Source organism: Citrobacter sp. RHBSTW-00944, assembly GCF_013615435.1.
Taxonomy (GTDB): Bacteria; Pseudomonadota; Gammaproteobacteria; order Enterobacterales; family Enterobacteriaceae; genus Citrobacter; species Citrobacter braakii.
Genome location: NZ_CP055418.1, coordinates 2259906 through 2278594 on the forward strand (window position 1 = coordinate 2259906; position 18689 = coordinate 2278594).

The window sequence follows — 18689 nt, forward strand, 5'->3', positions numbered from 1 at the left end:
AAACTATGTCAGCAGGAACCTTAACCCTGACGAATAACTCTGCTGCGGTCGCTGGCAGCGGGACCGCGTTTACCACCGAGGTGGCGGCCGGAGATTTTATTGTTGTTACGGTCGGTGGTGTTCCCTATACGCTTCCGGTTAAGTCCGTGGAAAGTGGTACAGCGTTGATGCTGGTCAGCAATTACACCGGGCCAACCCAATCTGGCGCGGCCTGGTCAGCTGTTCCTCGTATTGCGCTGAATATGGTTACCGCGGCGCTGGTGGCTCAAAGCGCGGAGGCACTGCGCGGACTGAACTACGACAAACAGAACTGGCAACTGTTATTCTCTGCGAACGGCAATATTACTGTCAGGCTTCCTGACAATTCGGAGTTTACCGGACCATCATGGAAAAGCATTATTGAGCAGGTCAATAATGCGTTGTTGAAAAGCCAGGCCCTGGCCGATCTGCCTGATAAAAATGCGGCCCGCGATAATCTCACTTTGGGAAACTCTCAGGATGTTACATTCGGTAGTGTTCTTGGCTCCCGTGGCGTCAATTCGGTGGCGGGTGGGTCAGGTACAGGCGTCAAAAGCACTGAAGGCGTCAAGAAGGATATTTTACTGACGTCGAATAACGTTGATGGTGAACAGGGCTGGATGATGAACCAGTTGCAGGGATGGATGGGGAATTCGTTCTACCAGTTTGGCGGGATACGAGGCGCGGGAAATTATCTTGATGCCATTGCTTTAATCGCAAGTAGTTTTGGCTCAGGTGCAGTCACATACCGTTTCAACTTTCTTTCTGGTTATGGCGGAGTTGTACAATCACCACGCGGTTTTTGGGGTTCGTGCCAACATGGGGGCTGGGGGGATGTTGACGGCCCCTGGACCACACCTTACTGGTCGTCCATTATTGGTGGAAACGATGAGGGTTGGGCACCAATTGTTTCTGGGGGGTCTTCATCAACAGGAGGATATAGCACCCGATTGTCGCTTGGTATCATTGCCACGGGGGCCAACTCTTGGCCCCACGGAGTCTTACATTTTATGGGCGATGCCAGATTTCACAGGATGTTCAGATTCAATCCTCAGTCTGGTGATATCACTACTGATGTATGGAACGAATCCGGGTCAGGCTGGCAGGGATCGTTCGTGTTCGCCAAGAATGCGACGTCAGACCGCGATCTCAAAGAAGATATTCAATATCGGGACGGGAAAGACAGTTTCGACCGTGTCATGCAGTGGTTGCCGACCATGTTTAAGTATAAGGGGTCGGATACACAGCGTTTTGGCCTTATTGCCCAGGATCTGACTAAAGTTGATCCGCAGTACGTAAAGATAGTGCCTGGTGGACCTGTTTTTGAGGACGTTGTTGGTGTGGATGAGTCCGGTAACGAATATGTTGACCATCAGATTGAGGTTGGTCTCAAAGACGATACCCTTGCCCTTGATAATAATGTCATTATGGCCGATATGGCCTGCGCTATGGTTTATATGGGCAGAGCGATGAAGGAACAGATGTCTGAACTCAATTCCCTGAAGAATGTGATTGAGACGCTGAAAGGTAGCCAGCAAAATTGACGGTTGCCGCAACCACGCCGTATGCAAGAGCATGATTGCGGCCGACTGGCGAACGTTCGATAGTGCGAGTATTGAATGATTGCCAGTCACGGCGGATTGTACTTAAGTAATATGACGGTTCAAGGCGTTTAATCTGAAACCAGCCACATATCAGCCTCTTCAAACATTTCCTGAACAGTACGGCTTATCTGTTCCTTTTCATGCTTGCTGGCGTCAGTGTTGATCGCCGGCAATGTCATCATCGGTTTTACCCGGACATCAGCATCCGGAAAAATCCGGTGAACCCTCTTACTCAATTCGCCCAGAATGATATCTTTTGCACCAGGCAGACCATCAAAATTCCTTTTGTCATAAACGAGTTCCACGAACATTGATTATTACTCCTTTACTGGATGGATATACAGTATTTATACTGTGTTTTTACCCGGTATTCAAGAGAGGGCATAAACATGGGCTTTCCTTCACCTGCGGCAGATTATGTTGAAACACGAATCTCCCTCGATCAGCAACTAATCAGCCAGCCCGCAGCGACTTATTTCATGCGGGCATCGCGTTCACATTTCAGGGAAGGAATACTCCAGGGGGCGTTGCTTGTTGTGGATGCATCACTTACTGCCTGCGATGGTTCACTACTGATATGTGCAATAGACGGGGAATTCAGGATCAAGCGATACCGAACTCACCCTCAGCCCCACCTGATAAATCTGGAAAACGGGAGAAGGGAGGCGCTGCCAGTAGATGATGGCGGTTACAGTTCTGCACCCGCTATATTCGGGGTGATCACGTACATCATTAATGATGCCAGGAACGCGGAGTTTGATGACTGCCCGGTTATGTGAATAGCTGAAACTTTACGGTAAAGCCGATGTTTTGTGTCGGGGTTTTTCCCCGATTATTCCCCATAGCTTCCCCGTTCAGAAAACAGGCACAAAAAACCAGCCGTAACAGGCTGGTTCTTAGAGGATTTTTGGTCGGCACGAGAGGATTTGAACCTCCGACCCCCGACACCCCATGACGACGAGTTGCCGTCTTGAGGGTTGCTATGTGGCATAAACGGACTTCGAATAATTATTAGGGCGTTTTAACTTCGTTAATATGCTCGCTGTGAGCCTGAACTTTACTCTCTTTTCCGTAAATAGCTTGCCAGTATTTAACTGTAGGAAGCATGAGGATACGCAGTACAAGCCACCAAGTAAAAATGCAGGAAGATTGGTTGTAATAATTGGCAGGCATATAACCGTGTGCAAGCTGATTTCGTAAGTCACCATAGATTTTATCTACGAGTAAGGCCTGCAGATTGCCAATCAAATCCACACCTAAAGCTTCAATGATCAGTGGATTATCCAGTAATCCCTTGAGACCATTTCTTTCCTGTGAGCCATCCCCATGAAGTTGAGAGGGCTCTTCACCTTTGATCTTCGCCACATATCGTAGACTGTTTTCAATCTGAGGTATTAGCACATGGCAAGCCGTTAGAAAGTCTCCATTGAAACCGTAAACGACCCCTTTGATGAAAAACTCTTCATGCCCAAACGGGATAAAGGGGTGATCGATAAACAAATCGCGAAAAAACACCTCCGAGATTGTATACGTCATTGTTATCTCATCCGTAGCCGGGATAATTTGCCCGACGACGGCTAACTCATGATCTATTCGCATTCCCTGCATCATCATAGGCCAGATAACTTCTCCATCTGCATCATCAATCCCTATTCCTGCGGGTATACGGGCAACGGTCATTCCTTCATGATCAACATGAGTGGTTCCAAACATCCAGGCTATGCTTTTGGCCTTTTGTTCTATAGCTTGAGCCTTTAGTCCCTCAATGCTAGTGGGCCGACTGACCAGCATCGCCAGTCTGAAAACCATATCAAACAAATCTCTTCCTACGACTCGGTTTCTGGCCTGATGAACAATCTGACTGATGTCCTGAGGCTGAGACTGAAGAATGGCCATCTGGTGACGGGTCTCGATTTGGTAATCTCGCATCTCTTCATACAATGCAAGACGTTCTGCTCGGGTTCCTGGAATATTAGCCAGTGCTTCAATTGCATTCTGCACGCAGGCGGCAGAAATCATGCCACCATCTTGGAATTCTGATTCTTTCAGATACGTATCTGCAAGGAGGCGCCAGAACTCAGACTGTGTATCCCTGTCGCTGCAACTATTTGCAATCGGGATTGCTGTTTTACAGGCATCAACTGCAAATGAAAAAAGTTTTTGCTCCAAATAGCTTTTTGACAGATATAGGAGTTCTTGAACAATAAAAGAGGACTCACTCACTCTACAATCGAATGCGAGTCGCATGAGTCGTAATGGGTAGGGTGAGTCCGCTTGTAGTTTGGTACGGCCGTACTCTGCCAGAAGATATGTCGATAGTTGATCTAATTCAGCACTGAAATCAGCATTCTTTCGGAAAAAACAACAAAGCCGTAGTGCACGCTCTAAACGCTCAATAGCATTAACCCATCCCCCTTGCGATGTCATAATGGCCTGACATGACGCGTAATAAGCGCGAACTGCCAGCAAAGGAAAATGGATACCTCCCCCAACTTTACGGACCCAAAGCATGTCAGCAATTCGTGCCTGAAGCTCGGGTAAAGCTATCGTCGGGCAAAACTGAGAAAGTACCTCTAGTGTCAACTCATTAAAGTCTTCTGGAACTGCCGATCTACCTAGACTGCTTTGAAATTTTGGACCAAATGGGGCCTGTGGATTATCAGGCCGAAAGTGAAAATCGCAAATATGGATTAGCAGTCTCACCCCGGAATTCCTATCCAGTCTCGAAAGATATTCGGTGATATCAAAACAGGTAACTGCCAGTTTGCTATGAATTAAGGGGGATAAATCAATAGCGTTAAGTTCGTCAAGATTTGTATCAATGTCGTCCATTTCATCACCTTGAAATTTTAAAAAGCGACTATATCGCAATAAACCCAACTGAGCCTGCGAGACCGTGTACTGGCGAGCAAGAAAGTACTGTATTGCTATGTGTTTCTACCCGCAACATTTATTCATGTATTTTGGGTACTGGCAGTTTACCTGGTCCAGAACTTACATCTTTTTAACTACGATCAGCACAATGCCAATGCCTTTGTGAAACAGACAGCTTTTCGATTAAGTAAAGGGATTCTGAAGAAAATGGTTCTGATTCCTCTGCTATCTTCATGGTGATGCCCTACAAAGAAAGAATGGCCACCATAAAGGACCCTGGCTGCAAAAGTATCATCTCGAAACGGGTAAATGGGCAACATTGTCTCTTGGTTTTATCGAGGATTCGTGTCTGCTTCCAGCTCAAACGGACCTCAGCGGCAGTGTGATGGATATGCAGGTGTGAAAAACTTGGATTCTTGGCGAAAACTCTTCCCCAAAACTAAAATCAAAGTTTAGATAATCAATGAGTTGTAAAAAGTAGCTACTGGCTGTTTTTGAAAGTGGATAGCATGATAATTTCAAATTTATCAAATGGTTGCTATGTTTTTAGCAATGTAATGCTGCGCCACATGGGTTGGACCGAAGCGGCTGATTTAATTGTTAAAGGTATGGAAGGCGCAATCAACGCGAAAACCGTAACTTATGACTTCGAACGTCTGATGGAAGGCGCTAAATTGCTGAAATGTTCAGAGTTTGGCGACGCAATCATCGAAAACATGTAATCCAGATTCTGGGTTGTGTGAGAACGGGAGCCGAGAGGTTCCCGTTTTTTTATGCCTGAACTCGCGGTTGCGTAATGCGTAATCCACTCACAATTGCTGCCAGCGAGGCCAGAATGCCTGCGGCTATCAGCGAGACGTGCGTTCCACTGTCGCCAAACTGGTTTAGCATCAGCGCGACCAGTGCAGCCCCGGTACTCTGACCCAGCAAGCGCGCCGTCCCCAGCATTCCGCTCGCCCCACCGCTGCGTTCACGCGGCGCGGAGGTGATGATGGTGTGATTATTTGGGGACTGGAACAAGCCAAAGCCCGCGCCGCACAGAATCATCGGCCAGATGATATTAAAATCGGAGGGGGAAACGGGCAGCAGCACCAGCGAAAACAACCCGCTGGCCATCAACGCCATGCCCAGTGCGCCCAACAGCCCGGCGTGAATGCGTTCAATCAGATATCCCGCCAGCGGCGCCATCACCATGGTTGCCAGCGGCCATGGCGTCAACAGCAGGCCTGTTTCGACCTCGCTGCGTCCGAGCACCGTTTGCATAAAGAAGGGCAGGGAAACCAATGCCAGCATTTGTGCGCAGAATGAACATATCGAGGTACAAATCGAGAGTGAAAACAGTGGAATGCGTAACAGGTCAACCGGCAGTAACGGCACCTCCAGCGCGAGCTGGCGTCGGATAAAGAAAAAACCCACCACCATAAGCGCCACAAGCTCGGCACCAATCAGTTTTAGCGACTGTCCTTGTGCAAAGCCGCTGAGCGCCGTAATTAACAAGCCAAACGTTAAGGCATTCATTACCGCACTGGGCAGGTCAAAGCGTGGTTTAGTGCCGCGAGACGCATTGGGCGGCAAAAAGCGCATCGCCAGCAACAGGGCGACTATTCCCAGCGGGACGTTAATCAGAAACAGCCATTTCCAGGAGGCAATAGAAAGAATAGCTGCGGCAATGGTCGGACCCGCAGCCGAGGAGACCGCGACGATAAAGGAGTTAATCCCCATCCCTCGCCCGAGCTGACGCTGGGGATAAATAAGTCGGATCAATGCCGTATTCACGCTCATTAGCGCCGCACCGCCAAAACCCTGGGCGACGCGAGCCAGCGTCAGCATGTGCAACGAATCTGACAAGGCACAAAATAGCGATGCAAGCAGGAACACGACCAGGCCACACTTATAAATGCGCCGGTAACCGAACATATCGCCTAAAAAAGAGAGGGACAGGAGCGAAACGACGATCGCGATTTGATAGGCGTTCACAATCCAGATTGAGCTGGCAGGTGAGGCCTGAAGATCGGCGGCGATAGTTGGCAGGGCAACGTTCGCTATTGCACCGTCGAGTACTGCCATAGAAATGCCAATAACAATGGTTAAAATTGCGCCATATCGCTGGGGCAATGGCAGACCATCGGCCTGAATTTTTTCCATAGAAAGTCGATATTTGTGGAATTTATGATGAGAGTAATAATTTTAGCATTGATATTCAGGTGTTAGGTCGCAGATTTGTAACTAAGTGAGCAAAGAGCGATTGCGAGGGTTGGTACGTGAAATTATAATAAAAACCGGTTCTGATTTTTATAAAACACTCGAAAGGGGTGATAAATGGCAATCGCAGATCTGGATAAGCAACCCGATTCTGTATCTTCCGTGCTGAAAGTTTTTGGCATTCTGCAGGCGCTGGGTGAAGAGCGCGAAATTGGTATTACCGAGTTGTCGCAACGCGTCATGATGTCGAAAAGCACCGTTTATCGCTTTTTGCAGACCATGAAAACGCTGGGTTATGTGGCACAGGAAGGGGAGTCTGAGAAATACTCACTGACCCTGAAATTATTCGAGCTGGGCGCGCGCGCGTTGCAAAACGTCGATCTTATCCGTAGCGCTGACATTCAGATGCGCGAACTTTCGCGCCTGACCAAAGAGACTGTACACCTCGGTGCGTTGGATGAAGACAGCATTGTCTACATTCACAAAATCGACTCTATGTACAATCTGCGCATGTATTCCCGCGTTGGTCGTCGTAATCCGCTGTACAGTACGGCTATCGGTAAAGTTCTGCTGGCATGGCGTGACCGCGATGAAGTGAAGCAGATTCTGGATGGCATTGAGTACAAACGCAGCACCGATCGTACCATTACGAATACTGATGAATTACTGCTACTGCTGGATAAAGTACGTGAGCAGGGTTACGGCGAAGATAACGAAGAACAGGAAGAAGGCCTGCGCTGCATCGGCGTACCGGTGTTTGACCGTTTCGGCGTGGTTATTGCGGGGTTGAGTATTTCATTCCCAACGCTGCGTTTCTCAGAAGAGCGTTTACACGAGTATGTGGCAATGCTGCATACGGCAGCGCGCAAGATTTCAGAACAAATGGGTTATAACGACTATCCGTTCTAATCTGACGTAATTGCGAATGTTAAAAACCCCAGGTATTTTGTACCTGGGGTTTTTATGAACAGTCATAACGTTACCTGGCGTAAATAACGTATCGAATGTAATGTTGCATTATTAGCCGTTATCGATAATGACCGTGCTTTTCCTTAACAGGGGACAATCCGACAGGCCAATGATACCGCTACTGGTGTGGACGTACTGTGCCGTGCTGGTTCCACGGGCAGTCAGATATTGGCATTGCAGACCCAGACCGGCAGCATTCTCCTTACTTCCAATCAAAATTCCATAGCCGCTCAATAATAAACCGATCCAAACCAGAGCTAACAACACAAAAGCGCGGATAATCAGACGCATTACAACCTCTTATCTTTTCTCATTGTTATTAGATTAGCCTGTACACGGTATGAAACAAGTCAATCATTCCTAAAAAGATTGAATGCCTATACAGTTAACGCTGGGTTTAGGTAACGCATGATAATTTATAGACATAAGATGTGGAGTTGAAGAGTGGAGCTGGAGTGAAAAAAATTCGCTGGGTAGTGCTGATTGTTGTTGTACTGGTATGCATACTGATGTGGGCGCAGGTGTTCAACATCATGTGCGATCAGGACGTACAATTTTTCAGCGGTATTTGTGCCTTCAATAAATTTATTCCCTGGTAAGCGCATTTTCGCAACAGTTGATTACCTTCTTGTGCGGCAGTGGTAAACTACACTGTCTACATTGAGGTGGTAAAATGAACGAAGTTTTGAATTCTGGCGCGTTGAGTTTTGCGTCTTTAGCGGTATCGGTGGTGGTTCTGATTGTTGGGCTTGTTCTTTGGTTTTTTATCAATCGGGCAAGTTCGCGTACTAACGAGCAGATTGAGCTGCTTGAGGCATTGTTAGATCAGCAAAAAAGACAGAACGCTTTGTTACGTCGCCTTTGCGAAGCTAACGAACCCGAGAAAGCAGCAGAGCCTACTGCACTGCCCATTAAGGATGAAGACGATGACATCATCCGCCTGGTAGCTGAGCGGTAAAAAAGGTATGGCAGGATGAGGAACGGCTGTTGTTGTTCTCAGTTGCTTCATCCTGTCGTCAGCGCGTCAGATTATTTTCTTCTGTCCCCGTCGTGTAATTGGCGGCCGGGCAGTCATCTATTCTCAGTATTTTCAGATGCTCCGACTAATTAATATCTTATCCCCAGTCTGATATAAATATAATCTTCCATACGTAAAAAATATGATTATGTCATTTTTGTGATAACGATCGTTTTATTAACAGCGAAACGTTTCTCTTACTTTTTTTGTGCCTTGTCATCATTCTTTCATTATTTTGGTGCAAAACCAGAAGGCGGATCTCATTTTTACGCTTGTGACATTTTATGCATTACTAAGCATAAAAAATGATATCTGGCAGAACCCGTAACAGATAACCTGGAACAACTGAAGCTATTGAGCTATGGTAGAAATATCCCGGCTATGGCGCAAGTCAGGCGGGGATAGGGGAGAGAGGCGAGAATATAATTCTACTCGACCTGGCGCATAACTGTGCAGTTGCTGTTTGATGGACGACGGGATTTGTGCGACCGATCGAGACACGTTTAAAAATGGCTTGCCATTATTAACGTTGTATGTGATAACACGTTTTGGGTTAAACGAGGTACAGTTCTGTTTATGTGTGGCATTTTCAGTAAAGAAGTCCTGAGTAAACACGTTGACGTTGAATACCGCTTCTCTGCCGAACCTTATATTAGTGCCTCAAGCAGTAATGTCTCAGTTTTATCTATGTTATGCCCGCGGGCGAAGAAAATACTCTAAGGAATTTTGCAAATGGCAAAGATTAAAGGTCAAGTTAAGTGGTTCAACGAGTCTAAAGGTTTTGGTTTCATTACTCCGGCTGATGGCAGCAAAGACGTGTTCGTACACTTCTCCGCTATCCAGGGTAACGGCTTCAAAACTCTGGCTGAAGGCCAGAACGTTGAGTTCGAAATTCAGGACGGCCAGAAAGGTCCGGCTGCTGTTAACGTAACAGCTATCTGATCGACACCACTGATTTGAAGCGCTTTTGCGCATCTATCTCAGATATAAAGCCTCGCTTATGCGGGGCTTTTTAATTCAAATTACGTCAAAATATTACTGAATGCCCATCCATTAGCGCTTTGTTGCAAAGGCGTGATGTTCGTAGCATAGTTTTCCCCGCTTTCTTGCGGCATTTCCCGTTAAATCAGACACCTGAAAAACTATCTTGTTGGAGATCGGGTGAAAAAGAAAAACGACGGCGATGCGCGCAATTTTACTCCCGTACGTTTTGCCCTGCTTTGTGTGGCAATATTATTGAGCCTTGGATTGCTGCTGGGGCGGGTTGCATGGTTGCAAATTGTCACGCCGACGAATCTGGTAAAACAGGAAGACATGCGTTCCTTACGCGAGGTGTCCATCGCTTCGCCACGCGGAATGATAACCGACAGAGAAGGGCGACCGCTGGCGGTAAGCGTTCCGGTTAACGCCGTCTGGGCCGATCCGAAGACGATTATCAGCAAGGGTGGCGTTGGCTATAACGAACGTTGGCAGGCGTTAGCGAAGACGCTGCATATTTCGCTTAGCACGCTGGCTGAACGCGTTAACAGCAATCCCGCCGGGCGGTTTATCTATCTGGCGCGCCAGATCTCTCCTCAACAGGCAGAATGGGTGGATAAACTGGATCTGCCGGGAATCAACCTGCGTGAAGAGTCCCGCCGCTTTTATCCTGCCGGACATGTTGCGGCCAATCTGATTGGTTTCACCAACATTGACGGTCAGGGGATTGAAGGGCTGGAGAAAAGCTTCAATAGCCAGTTGATGGGCAAACCTGGCTCCCGCCTGGTACGGAAAGACAAATTTGGCCATGTCATCGAAAATATTACGGAAGTGATGCCGGTGCCTGCGCATGAATTACAGCTCAGCATTGATGAGCGCTTGCAGACGGTTACTGAAGACGCGCTGGACAATGCCGTGACATGGAATAAAGCGGAATCAGGGGCCGCAGTGCTGGTCAACATTGCCACCGGCGAAATACTCTCCATGGCAAGCTTTCCCGATTTCAATCCCAATAACCGTGATGGCGCGGTACTGGATGATTTTCGTAATCGTGCAATTAGCGATACCTTTGAACCCGGTTCAACCGTAAAACCCCTGGTGATTATGACCGCTCTGCAGCAGGGGATAGTACAGCCTGACAGCGTGATTGATACTCATCCTTTTATTGTTGATGGGCATCGCATCCGCGACGTCGGATTTTACCCGGAGCTATCGCTGACCGGGATTTTGCAGAAATCGAGCGATACCGGCGTGTCACACCTTTCGCTGGCGATGCCGGTACAGAAATTACTGAATACCTATAAAAGCTTTGGCTTTGGCGATCCAACCGGACTGGGTTTAACCGGGGAAAGTCGCGGATTAATGCCTCAACGCCGCTACTGGAGCGATCTGGACCGGGCAACCTTCGCATTTGGTTATGGATTAATGGTGACGCCGCTCCAGTTGGCGCATGTCTATGCCACCATCGGCAGTTTTGGTATCTATCGACCCCTTTCTATTACACGTATCGATCCGCCGGTAATAGGTACGCGGGTGATGCCGGAGGCGCTGGTTCACCAGGTTGAACATATGATGGAAAGCGTCGCGCTACCCGGCGGCGGGGGAACCAAGGCCGCGGTCAGAGATTATCGCGTCGCGGTTAAGACCGGAACGGCAAAGAAAATTGGCGATGACGGCAAATATGTCGATAAATATGTGGCCTATACGGCGGGCGTTGCACCAGCAAGCGACCCAAAGTTCGCGCTGGTTGTGGTTATAAATAACCCGCAAAACGGTGCTTATTATGGGGGGGCAGTCTCCGCGCCGGTATTCAGCCAGATAATGGGCGATGTCCTGCGTCTGGAAAACGTAAAGCCGGACGGTATGCCTCCCGGCTCCGATCATCTGCTGGTATTGCACGGCAGCAACGTATCCTTGCCGTCGCTGTAAGTTATTTTCCCTGGGCGCAATTCGCGTTACACTTGCGCCCTTAAGTCACCTGCCGGAGTTGTCATGTCGTTTTCCTGTCCTCTTTGCCACCAGCCTCTTACTCAAGCGAATAACAGTTTTGTCTGCCCTGGGCGGCACCAGTTTGACGTGGCGAAAGAAGGGTATGTCAACTTACTGCCGGTTCAGCACAAACGCTCGCGCGATCCGGGTGATAGCGCGGAGATGATGCAGGCGCGCCGGGCATTTCTCGATGCCGGACACTATCAGCCGCTGCGCGATGCAATTGTGGATGCGCTCACCCAGAGGTTGAGTTCAGAAGATGCGGCGATCCTGGATATTGGCTGTGGGGAAGGGTATTACACCCATGCGTTTGCCGATGCGCTGACGGGCTGTACAACCTTTGGTCTTGACGTCTCTAAAGTGGCGATTAAGTCCGCAGCCCGACGTTATCCGCAGGTGACCTTTTGCGTTGCCTCCAGCCATCGTCTGCCGTTTGCCGACGAGTCAATGGATGCCATCATCCGGATCTATGCGCCCTGTAAAGCGCCGGAGCTGGCTCGCGTGGTCAAACCGGGTGGCTGGGTTATTACCGCCACGCCGGGTCCGCGTCATTTAATGGAGCTGAAAGGGCTGATTTATGATGAGGTGCGTTTGCATGCGCCACACACTGAGCAACTGGACGGTTTTGTTCTGCAAGAGAGTCTTGCGCTGGGGTATCAGATGCAGCTCAAAGGTAGCGAGGCCGTTGCGTTACTGCAAATGACGCCGTTCGCCTGGCGGGCAAAGCCGGAAGTGTGGGAAACGTTAGCCGGAAAAACGACGTTTGACTGCCAGACAGACTTTAGTATTCATATCTGGCAGCGCCTGAATTAACCGTGGAAGTGTGCCCAGAGGATCTGGGCGCCAATACCTATCAGTACCACCCCGCCCAAAATTTCAGCTCGCTTGCCCAGCATCGGGCCAATGAAACGACCGATCATCATGCCGAGCGTAGACATAATCAACGTAGCGCAGCCGATGGCCAGCGCTGTGGCAATAATGTTGACCTGCAGGAAAGCCAGACCCACCCCGACGGCCATTGCGTCGAGACTGGTTGCAATGGCGGTGGTGAGCAGCAGCCAGAAGCCATGGCGGCGCTGTGGCTCTTCATCTTCATCCCCGTCGTCGCGAAAGCCTTCTATTATCATTCGTCCGCCTAAAAAGATCAGCAGAATGAAGGCGATCCAATGGTTCCACTCCAGTACAAATTTGCTGGCGAGCATACCCATGCCCCAGCCAATGAGCGGCGTAAGCGTTTCAACGGCGCCGAAAATAAGGCCGGTGCGCAGTGCTTCAGAAAATTTGGGTTTATGCAGGGTGGCGCCTTTGCCAATTGATGCAGCGAAAGCATCCATCGACATGCCGAAAGCAAGAAGAACAGTAGCGGTGAGATTCATAACAGCGTCCTGACCGGGGTATCCATAACACACATCACTGCCCCCAGTAACCATGCATACAGGCTGGAATCACTGTAAATACAGCGCCATTCAGGTATGCATTGCAGTTGATGTGCCTATGGTCTCGCCTGACTGAACCTGTAAGATCAGTCCGTACGCGCCACGTTTTTCAACGAGTATGTTGACACGTACATTTCCGGAGTCTGGAAATCGGCTACTCCCCAACGACGGGCGCAACCTTAACATATTTTGAGAATATAAAACAAGAAACGCAGAAATAATATTTGGCCTCTAATTGAAAACGATTTTCATTTAGATTTATTTATAAATAAAACGTTAAAATAAATAACATTATGAGCAGTGGGATATAGCCTTAGCTATGTTTATTTTTGAATGGATATATAAAAAACATAGTTCAGGCTATATTTGTAACTTACTGATTTGAAATTAAAAGTTTATATATGTTTTCGAGATCGTCTATATTACGTACGCGAATCAGTAATCTTCGATGTTCTAATTGCATCACCAGGACACCGTCTTCAGATAAATTCATCTCTTTAATCCGGTTATATTCAATCCAGACATTGGCGAAAAAAAAGCCTTTCTGTTTGAAGATGATTTTTGGCGTACGGATCCAAAACAGATACAGTCCCATCAATACCAGTGCACATAATAACCATGTGGTAAATTGCGCGCCGTGGCTGGTGATGTTGTTGTAGATAAGAATAGCAATCAAGCCAAGGAAGATAACGCTGTCGACTCTGCTACGAGGAAGCAGGGCGACAGACAGCAGAGTAGGGCCATTACGGCGGGGCATGATGAACTGATCGTAAATGGCATACGCCAGCAGCGAAAAGATAAAAAGAACCAGCACCAGGTCCGTGATAGTCATGAATCCTCAACCCTCTAAATAGAAAAACCGGGGGCAAGCCCCCGGCGGTGTACAACAGTCTTACAGGCCGAGCAGTCCGACAGCGTAGCCCGCGATACCGATGACGAAGAAGCCAACGATGATCCACAGCGGGTTCACTTTTTTACGCAGCAGCCACATACAGGCGAAAGTCAACAGCAGAGGAACCAGACCCGGCATCAGCTGGTCAAGGATAGTCTGCACAGTGGTGACGCGAGTCTGACCATCCTGACCGGTGATGGTGGAAACCACCAGCGGGATGTTTACATGCGTCCACTTGTTAACCAATGCCCCCATGACAAACAGGCCGAGGATTGACGCCCCCTCAGTCAGTTTCTGCAGGAAGCCGCCGCCCATATCTTTAACGATATCGATACCTTTACGGTAGCCGTATGCCACACCGTAGTAACGGGTTGCCAGACGAACCAGGTTAAACAGGATGAAGAACAGCAGTGGTCCAAGCAGACTGCCGCTCATCGCGATACCTGCGCCAAGTGCGGCGAATACCGGACGTACGGTACCCCAGAAGATCGGGTCGCCCACGCCTGCAAGCGGTCCCATCAGACCAACTTTGATACCGTTGATGGCACCATCGTCAATCTCTGCGCCGTTTGCACGCTGCTCTTCCATCGCCAGCGTAACGCCCAATACGGGGGCCGCTACGTACGGATGGGTATTAAAGAATTCCAGGTGACGCTTAATAGCCTGCTTACGTGCGTCGTTGTTTTCCGGGTACAAGCGGCGGATAGCCGGCACCATGGAGAAACAGAAACCCAGCGCCTGCATACGTTCGAAGTTCCAGGAACCCTGAAACAGGTTAGAACGAAGGAACACGCCACGAATGTCACTCGGAGTGAGTTTTTTCTCGGTGGTAGTTTTAGTCATATCAACCATTTCGCTCACCTGCTAGTCCAGTTCGTTATCGAGATCGTTATTGCCAGCCGCAGCAGCAGGTGCACCGGCTACGCGGTTATATTTCGGGCTCAGCTGAATGTAGAGGATAGCCATTACTGCGCCAATCACACCCAGAGCAACCAGGTTGAAGTTAGTAAATGCCGCGGTGACGAAGCCGAGGTAGAAAAATGGCATCAGGTAGCCTGCGCGCATCATGTTGATGACCATCGCATAACCAACCACTACGATCATACCCCCTGCGATGTTCAGACCGCCGGTCACTACTTCCGGAATGGCATTAAGCATGCTCTGAACTTCACTGGTACCAACAGAAATCGCCACGATTACCGCCGGGATAGCGATACGCATAGCCTGCAGGAACAGGGAGGATACGTGCAGCCAGGAGATCGCCGTCAGGTTACCGTTTTCTGCCGCCTTATCCGCTGCGTGCTGGAATGCTACGGTGATAGTACGGACGATGATGGTCAGTACCTGGCCTGCTGCTGCCAGTGGGATAGCCAGCGCGATACCTGCACCAATGCTTTGGTGACCCGCGATAACCAGAACGGTAGAGATAATTGAGGCCAGTGCGGCATCAGGTGCAACCGCAGCACCGATGTTCATCCAGCCCAGGGCGATCATTTCCAGGGTACCACCGATGATGATACCGGTTTTCATATCACCGAGAACGGCACCAATCAGCGTACAGGCCACCAACGGACGGTGGAACTGAAATTCATCGAGTACCGACTCCATACCCGCGATACATGCGACGATGAACACCAGCACAATCTGAAGAGTGGTAATCTCCATTGTACTTCTCCTATTGCTATACAGACTTAAGTGTGAAAACTAAGTAAATGCCAGGGCGTTATTTCACCTTGGCAATCAAATCCATCATTTTCAGTTTCTGATCGGTAGAAACCTTACGAGCCTCGAGCTCAATACCGCGTTCGTTGAGTTTCTTGAAGGCTTCGATGTCTTTTTCATCGACAGAAATTGCGTTGTTTACCTGCGTTTTACCCTGACGGAAAGCCATACCGCCAATGTTTACAGAGGTAATTTTCACACCACCTTCAACGATACGTTCTACGTCGGTCGGGTTGGTAAACAACAGCATCACACGCTCACCTGCATATTTCGGGTTGTTGTAGACGCGGATCATTTTCGCGACATCAACCACATGCGCCGTCACACCCGGAGGTGCAACCTGGGTCAGCAGCGTTTTACGCACGGTATCGGCGGCAACTTCATCACTGACGACGATAATGCGTGTTACGTTGGTTTCTTTGGTCCAGCGAGTTGCCACTTGACCATGGATTAAGCGGTCATCAATACGCGCCAGGCCGATCTGCATATAATCGTTCGGACCCATCGGTTTGGCGGGAACTGCTGCTTTTGGCGCCGCGACTGGTGCTGGAGCGGCTTTCTCCACCGGTTTTGCTTTCAGCGCTTTCACGCCTTCGCTACCGGTTTCAACGGCCAGTGCTACTAATTCATCGAAGCTGGGGTTGTCATCACGCGCCATGAAGGTTTCAACCAGCATGGGAATGTTTACACCGGCGATGACTTCGTAATGCTCTTTATCGACGACAATGCGGCTCGCAGCGTTAAACGGGCTGCCTCCCCATGTGTCAACGAGAAACAGCACGCCTTTACTGGTATCGAGTTTTGCCAACTGAGCGTTGTACTTTTCAATCAGCGTTTCGGCATTTTCGCCTGGAACGAAATCGATCCAGCCGACGTTTTCCTGCTCGCCTAACAGCATTTCTGCTGTCTTAAGTAACTGCTCTGCAGCCCAACCATGTGTGCCTATAACAATAGCAATGGTCACTTGCTACCTCCTTTATTATCGTTAACACATCAACGTGAAGATGTATTTGAATCGTCGTCCGCAATCGAATCGATTCAGATAAGGGTTACAAAGAAAAACCTATTATTTTCGTGAATTATTTTAGATATCGAAAAAAATATTTTATGTGATGAAGATCCGTAATTTAACTTCCGATGAAAAGAAATTTCGAAGGGTAAAATATCTCCGAAACAACTTATTGCAAAGGAAGGTAAATCTTTGCTAAAAAACAGTTGTCTCTGTTATGTTTAGCATCGGTTTAATTACTCAGGAGTATAGGGCAGTAGCTCACCATATGGATCGTCACCGACGTCATTTCACTATCAGGCCGAATCAAGCCTGTCAGATTGGCACTTTTTGCCACAAATTTTCTCTGCATATCGCTTCAACGCCTGAGATCCTCAGCGCGCAGTTTGGTCATTTCTTAAGCAGGAGCTTGTCATGGAATTATTAATGGACCCGCAGATTTGGGTGGGTTTGCTCACGCTTGTCGTTCTCGAAATTGTTCTGGGTATTGATAACCTGGTCTTCATTGCGATCCTGGCTGATAAGCTGCCGCCAAAACAGCGAGATAAAGCGCGTTTAATCGGTTTGTCATTGGCACTGGTTATGCGCCTGGGCTTGTTGTCCGTGATTTCGTGGATGGTGACGCTAACTAAGCCGCTATTTACGGTAATGGACTACTCGTTCTCGGGGCGCGATCTGATCATGCTGCTGGGGGGGATCTTCCTCTTGTTCAAGGCCACGACAGAGCTGCATGAGCGGCTGGAAAACCGTGAACATGATACCGGCCAGGCAAAAGGGTATGCGAGTTTTTGGGTTGTTGTGACGCAGATTGTCATCCTCGATGCGGTGTTCTCGCTGGATGCCGTTATTACGGCGGTCGGTATGGTCAACCATCTGCCGGTGATGATGGCGGCGGTCGTGATTGCTATGGCCGTGATGCTGCTGGCTTCTAAGCCGCTAACACGATTTGTGAACCAACATCCGACGGTGGTGGTGCTGTGTCTGAGCTTCCTGTTAATGATCGGTCTGAGCCTGGTTGCCGAAGGGTTTGGCTTCCATATTCCGAAAGGCTATCTGTATGCGGCGATTGGCTTCTCAATCATCATTGAGTTGTTTAACCAGATTGCCCGTCGGAACTTTATTCGCCACCAGTCGACGCTGCCGCTGCGTGCGCGCACTGCCGATGCAATCCTGCGTCTGATGGGGGGTAAAAGTCAGGCCAGCGCGCAGATGGAATCCGACAACCCGGTGCCGGTTCCCGTCCCGGAAGGCGCATTTGTGGAAGAAGAACGCTATATGATCAACGGCGTCCTGTCTCTGGCGTCGCGTTCATTACGTGGCATTATGACGCCTCGTGGCGAAATTAGCTGGGTTGATGCAGACCTGAGCGTGGAGGAAATTCGCGAGCAATTGCTCTCGTCACCACACAGCCTGTTCCCGGTGTGTCGTGGCGAACTGGATGAAATCATCGGTATTGTGCGTGCTAAAGAGCTGCTGGTCGCGCTGGAAGACGGTGTGGATGTGGCGGCCATTGCCTCTGCGTCTCCGGCTATTATTGTCCCGGAAACGCTGGATCCTATCAATCTGTTAGGTGTTCTGCGACGCGCCCGCGGCAGCTTTGTTATCGTCACTAACGAGTTTGGTGTAGTCCAGGGTCTGGTCACGCCGTTGGACGTATTAGAAGCTATTGCCGGTGAATTCCCGGATGCCGATGAAACGCCTGAAATTATTGCTGATGCAGGCGGTTGGTTGGTGAAAGGTGGTACCGATCTGCATGCGTTGCAACAGGCGCTGGACGTGGATACGTTAGTGAATGAAGATGAAGACATCGCCACGGTGGCAGGTTTAGTCATTGCCGCTAACGGCCATATTCCACGCGTAGGTGATGTTATCGATGTTGCACCGTTGAGCATTACGATTGTCGAAGCCAATGACTATCGTGTGGATTTAGTTCGCATTGTTAAAGAACAACCCGCTCACGACGAAGACGAGTAAGCGG

The 18689-nt window shown here is 49.1% G+C and carries 19 protein-coding genes and 1 pseudogene; 11 read left to right on the forward strand and 9 right to left on the reverse strand.

The genetic code is table 11. The annotated features are described in order from the left end of the window. Nucleotides 1–5 precede the first annotated feature (5 nt). Nucleotides 6–1562 (forward strand): tail fiber domain-containing protein, encoded by a 1557-nt coding sequence (locus HV334_RS10875; protein ID WP_181221378.1) that lies wholly within the window; start codon nt 6–8, stop codon nt 1560–1562. Between the two features lie 128 nt (nt 1563–1690). Here the strand turns inward: HV334_RS10875 and HV334_RS10880 are convergent, their stop codons facing one another. Then, the gene (locus HV334_RS10880) at nt 1691–1933 is read right to left on the reverse strand and encodes a DinI family protein (protein ID WP_038642073.1); all 243 of its coding nucleotides are present in this window, start codon (nt 1931–1933) and stop codon (nt 1691–1693) included. A 21-nt stretch (nt 1934–1954) separates the two neighbouring features. Here HV334_RS10880 and HV334_RS10885 point away from each other — a divergent pair, with 21 nt between their 5' ends. Continuing rightward, nucleotides 1955–2401 (forward strand): S24 family peptidase, encoded by a 447-nt coding sequence (locus HV334_RS10885; RefSeq protein ID WP_247754269.1) that lies wholly within the window; start codon nt 1955–1957, stop codon nt 2399–2401. A 232-nt stretch (nt 2402–2633) separates the two neighbouring features. Here the strand turns inward: HV334_RS10885 and HV334_RS10890 are convergent, their stop codons facing one another. After that, nucleotides 2634–4454: a DUF4209 domain-containing protein gene (locus HV334_RS10890; protein ID WP_181221703.1), complete on the reverse strand. Its 1821-nt coding sequence runs from the start codon at nt 4452–4454 to the stop codon at nt 2634–2636. A 596-nt stretch (nt 4455–5050) separates the two neighbouring features. Between HV334_RS10890 and HV334_RS10895 the strand changes: the two are divergent. Next, nucleotides 5051–5218 (forward strand): annotated as a pseudogene (locus tag HV334_RS10895) (isocitrate/isopropylmalate family dehydrogenase); the annotation flags it as partial. Between the two features lie 49 nt (nt 5219–5267). Here HV334_RS10895 and HV334_RS10900 read toward each other — a convergent pair. After that, nucleotides 5268–6641 carry an MFS transporter gene (locus HV334_RS10900; RefSeq protein ID WP_181221705.1) on the reverse strand — a complete coding sequence of 458 codons (1374 nt, stop codon included), beginning with the start codon at nt 6639–6641 and terminating at the stop codon, nt 5268–5270. A 174-nt stretch (nt 6642–6815) separates the two neighbouring features. On the opposite strand from HV334_RS10900, the gene kdgR reads away from it, so the two are divergent. Next, a complete protein-coding gene (gene kdgR / locus HV334_RS10905) occupies nt 6816–7607 on the forward strand; it encodes a DNA-binding transcriptional regulator KdgR (protein WP_016156798.1) in 792 nt (263 codons plus the stop codon). A gap of 111 nt (nt 7608–7718) precedes the next feature. Here the strand turns inward: kdgR and HV334_RS10910 are convergent, their stop codons facing one another. Then, nucleotides 7719–7958: a YobH family protein gene (locus HV334_RS10910; protein ID WP_047500606.1), complete on the reverse strand. Its 240-nt coding sequence runs from the start codon at nt 7956–7958 to the stop codon at nt 7719–7721. A 164-nt stretch (nt 7959–8122) separates the two neighbouring features. Here HV334_RS10910 and mgrB point away from each other — a divergent pair, with 164 nt between their 5' ends. The 6 genes from mgrB (at nt 8123) to rlmA (ending at nt 12465) form a co-directional block, all read left to right on the forward strand. Further along, entirely contained in the window at nt 8123–8266 is a 144-nt protein-coding gene (gene mgrB, locus HV334_RS10915; protein WP_016153402.1) for a PhoP/PhoQ regulator MgrB, read from the forward strand. Between the two features lie 74 nt (nt 8267–8340). Beyond that, nucleotides 8341–8625 carry a YebO family protein gene (locus tag HV334_RS10920; protein WP_016156797.1) on the forward strand — a complete coding sequence of 95 codons (285 nt, stop codon included), beginning with the start codon at nt 8341–8343 and terminating at the stop codon, nt 8623–8625. A gap of 636 nt (nt 8626–9261) precedes the next feature. Beyond that, nucleotides 9262–9405, forward strand: a complete 144-nt coding sequence (locus tag HV334_RS10925) for a DUF2627 domain-containing protein (protein WP_006684179.1) — start codon at nt 9262–9264, stop codon at nt 9403–9405. Nucleotides 9406–9417: 12 nt separating this feature from the next. After that, nucleotides 9418–9627, forward strand: coding sequence for a transcription antiterminator/RNA stability regulator CspE (gene cspE / locus HV334_RS10930; protein WP_001062678.1), 210 nt, complete (start codon nt 9418–9420; stop codon nt 9625–9627). A gap of 219 nt (nt 9628–9846) precedes the next feature. Beyond that, complete coding sequence (gene ftsI / locus HV334_RS10935; protein ID WP_181221707.1) at nt 9847–11592, forward strand: peptidoglycan glycosyltransferase FtsI; 1746 nt, start codon at nt 9847–9849, stop codon at nt 11590–11592. A gap of 63 nt (nt 11593–11655) precedes the next feature. Continuing rightward, nucleotides 11656–12465, forward strand: coding sequence for a 23S rRNA (guanine(745)-N(1))-methyltransferase (rlmA, locus tag HV334_RS10940; RefSeq protein ID WP_151222589.1), 810 nt, complete (start codon nt 11656–11658; stop codon nt 12463–12465). On the opposite strand, the gene mntP is transcribed toward rlmA, so the two are convergent. The 5 genes from mntP to manX all read right to left on the reverse strand — a co-directional run bounded on the left by mntP (nt 12462) and on the right by manX (nt 16666). Beyond that, entirely contained in the window at nt 12462–13028 is a 567-nt protein-coding gene (mntP, locus tag HV334_RS10945; RefSeq protein WP_181221708.1) for a manganese efflux pump MntP, read from the reverse strand. The genes rlmA and mntP overlap by 4 nt on opposite strands. Nucleotides 13029–13461: 433 nt before the next feature. Continuing rightward, nucleotides 13462–13920, reverse strand: coding sequence for a DUF986 family protein (locus tag HV334_RS10950; protein ID WP_016153397.1), 459 nt, complete (start codon nt 13918–13920; stop codon nt 13462–13464). A gap of 60 nt (nt 13921–13980) precedes the next feature. Beyond that, on the reverse strand, nt 13981–14832 hold the full coding sequence (locus HV334_RS10955) for a PTS mannose transporter subunit IID (RefSeq protein WP_016153396.1): 852 nt from the start codon (nt 14830–14832) through the stop codon (nt 13981–13983). A 12-nt stretch (nt 14833–14844) separates the two neighbouring features. Continuing rightward, on the reverse strand, nt 14845–15645 hold the full coding sequence (gene manY / locus HV334_RS10960) for a PTS mannose transporter subunit IIC (protein WP_016153395.1): 801 nt from the start codon (nt 15643–15645) through the stop codon (nt 14845–14847). 58 nt (nt 15646–15703) lie between these two features. Next, on the reverse strand, nt 15704–16666 hold the full coding sequence (gene manX / locus HV334_RS10965; RefSeq protein WP_047416602.1) for a PTS mannose transporter subunit IIAB: 963 nt from the start codon (nt 16664–16666) through the stop codon (nt 15704–15706). Nucleotides 16667–17125: 459 nt separating this feature from the next. Here manX and yoaE point away from each other — a divergent pair, with 459 nt between their 5' ends. Beyond that, nucleotides 17126–18685: a CNNM family cation transport protein YoaE gene (gene yoaE / locus HV334_RS10970; RefSeq protein WP_016153393.1), complete on the forward strand. Its 1560-nt coding sequence runs from the start codon at nt 17126–17128 to the stop codon at nt 18683–18685. The last annotated feature ends 4 nt before the right edge of the window (nt 18686–18689 follow it).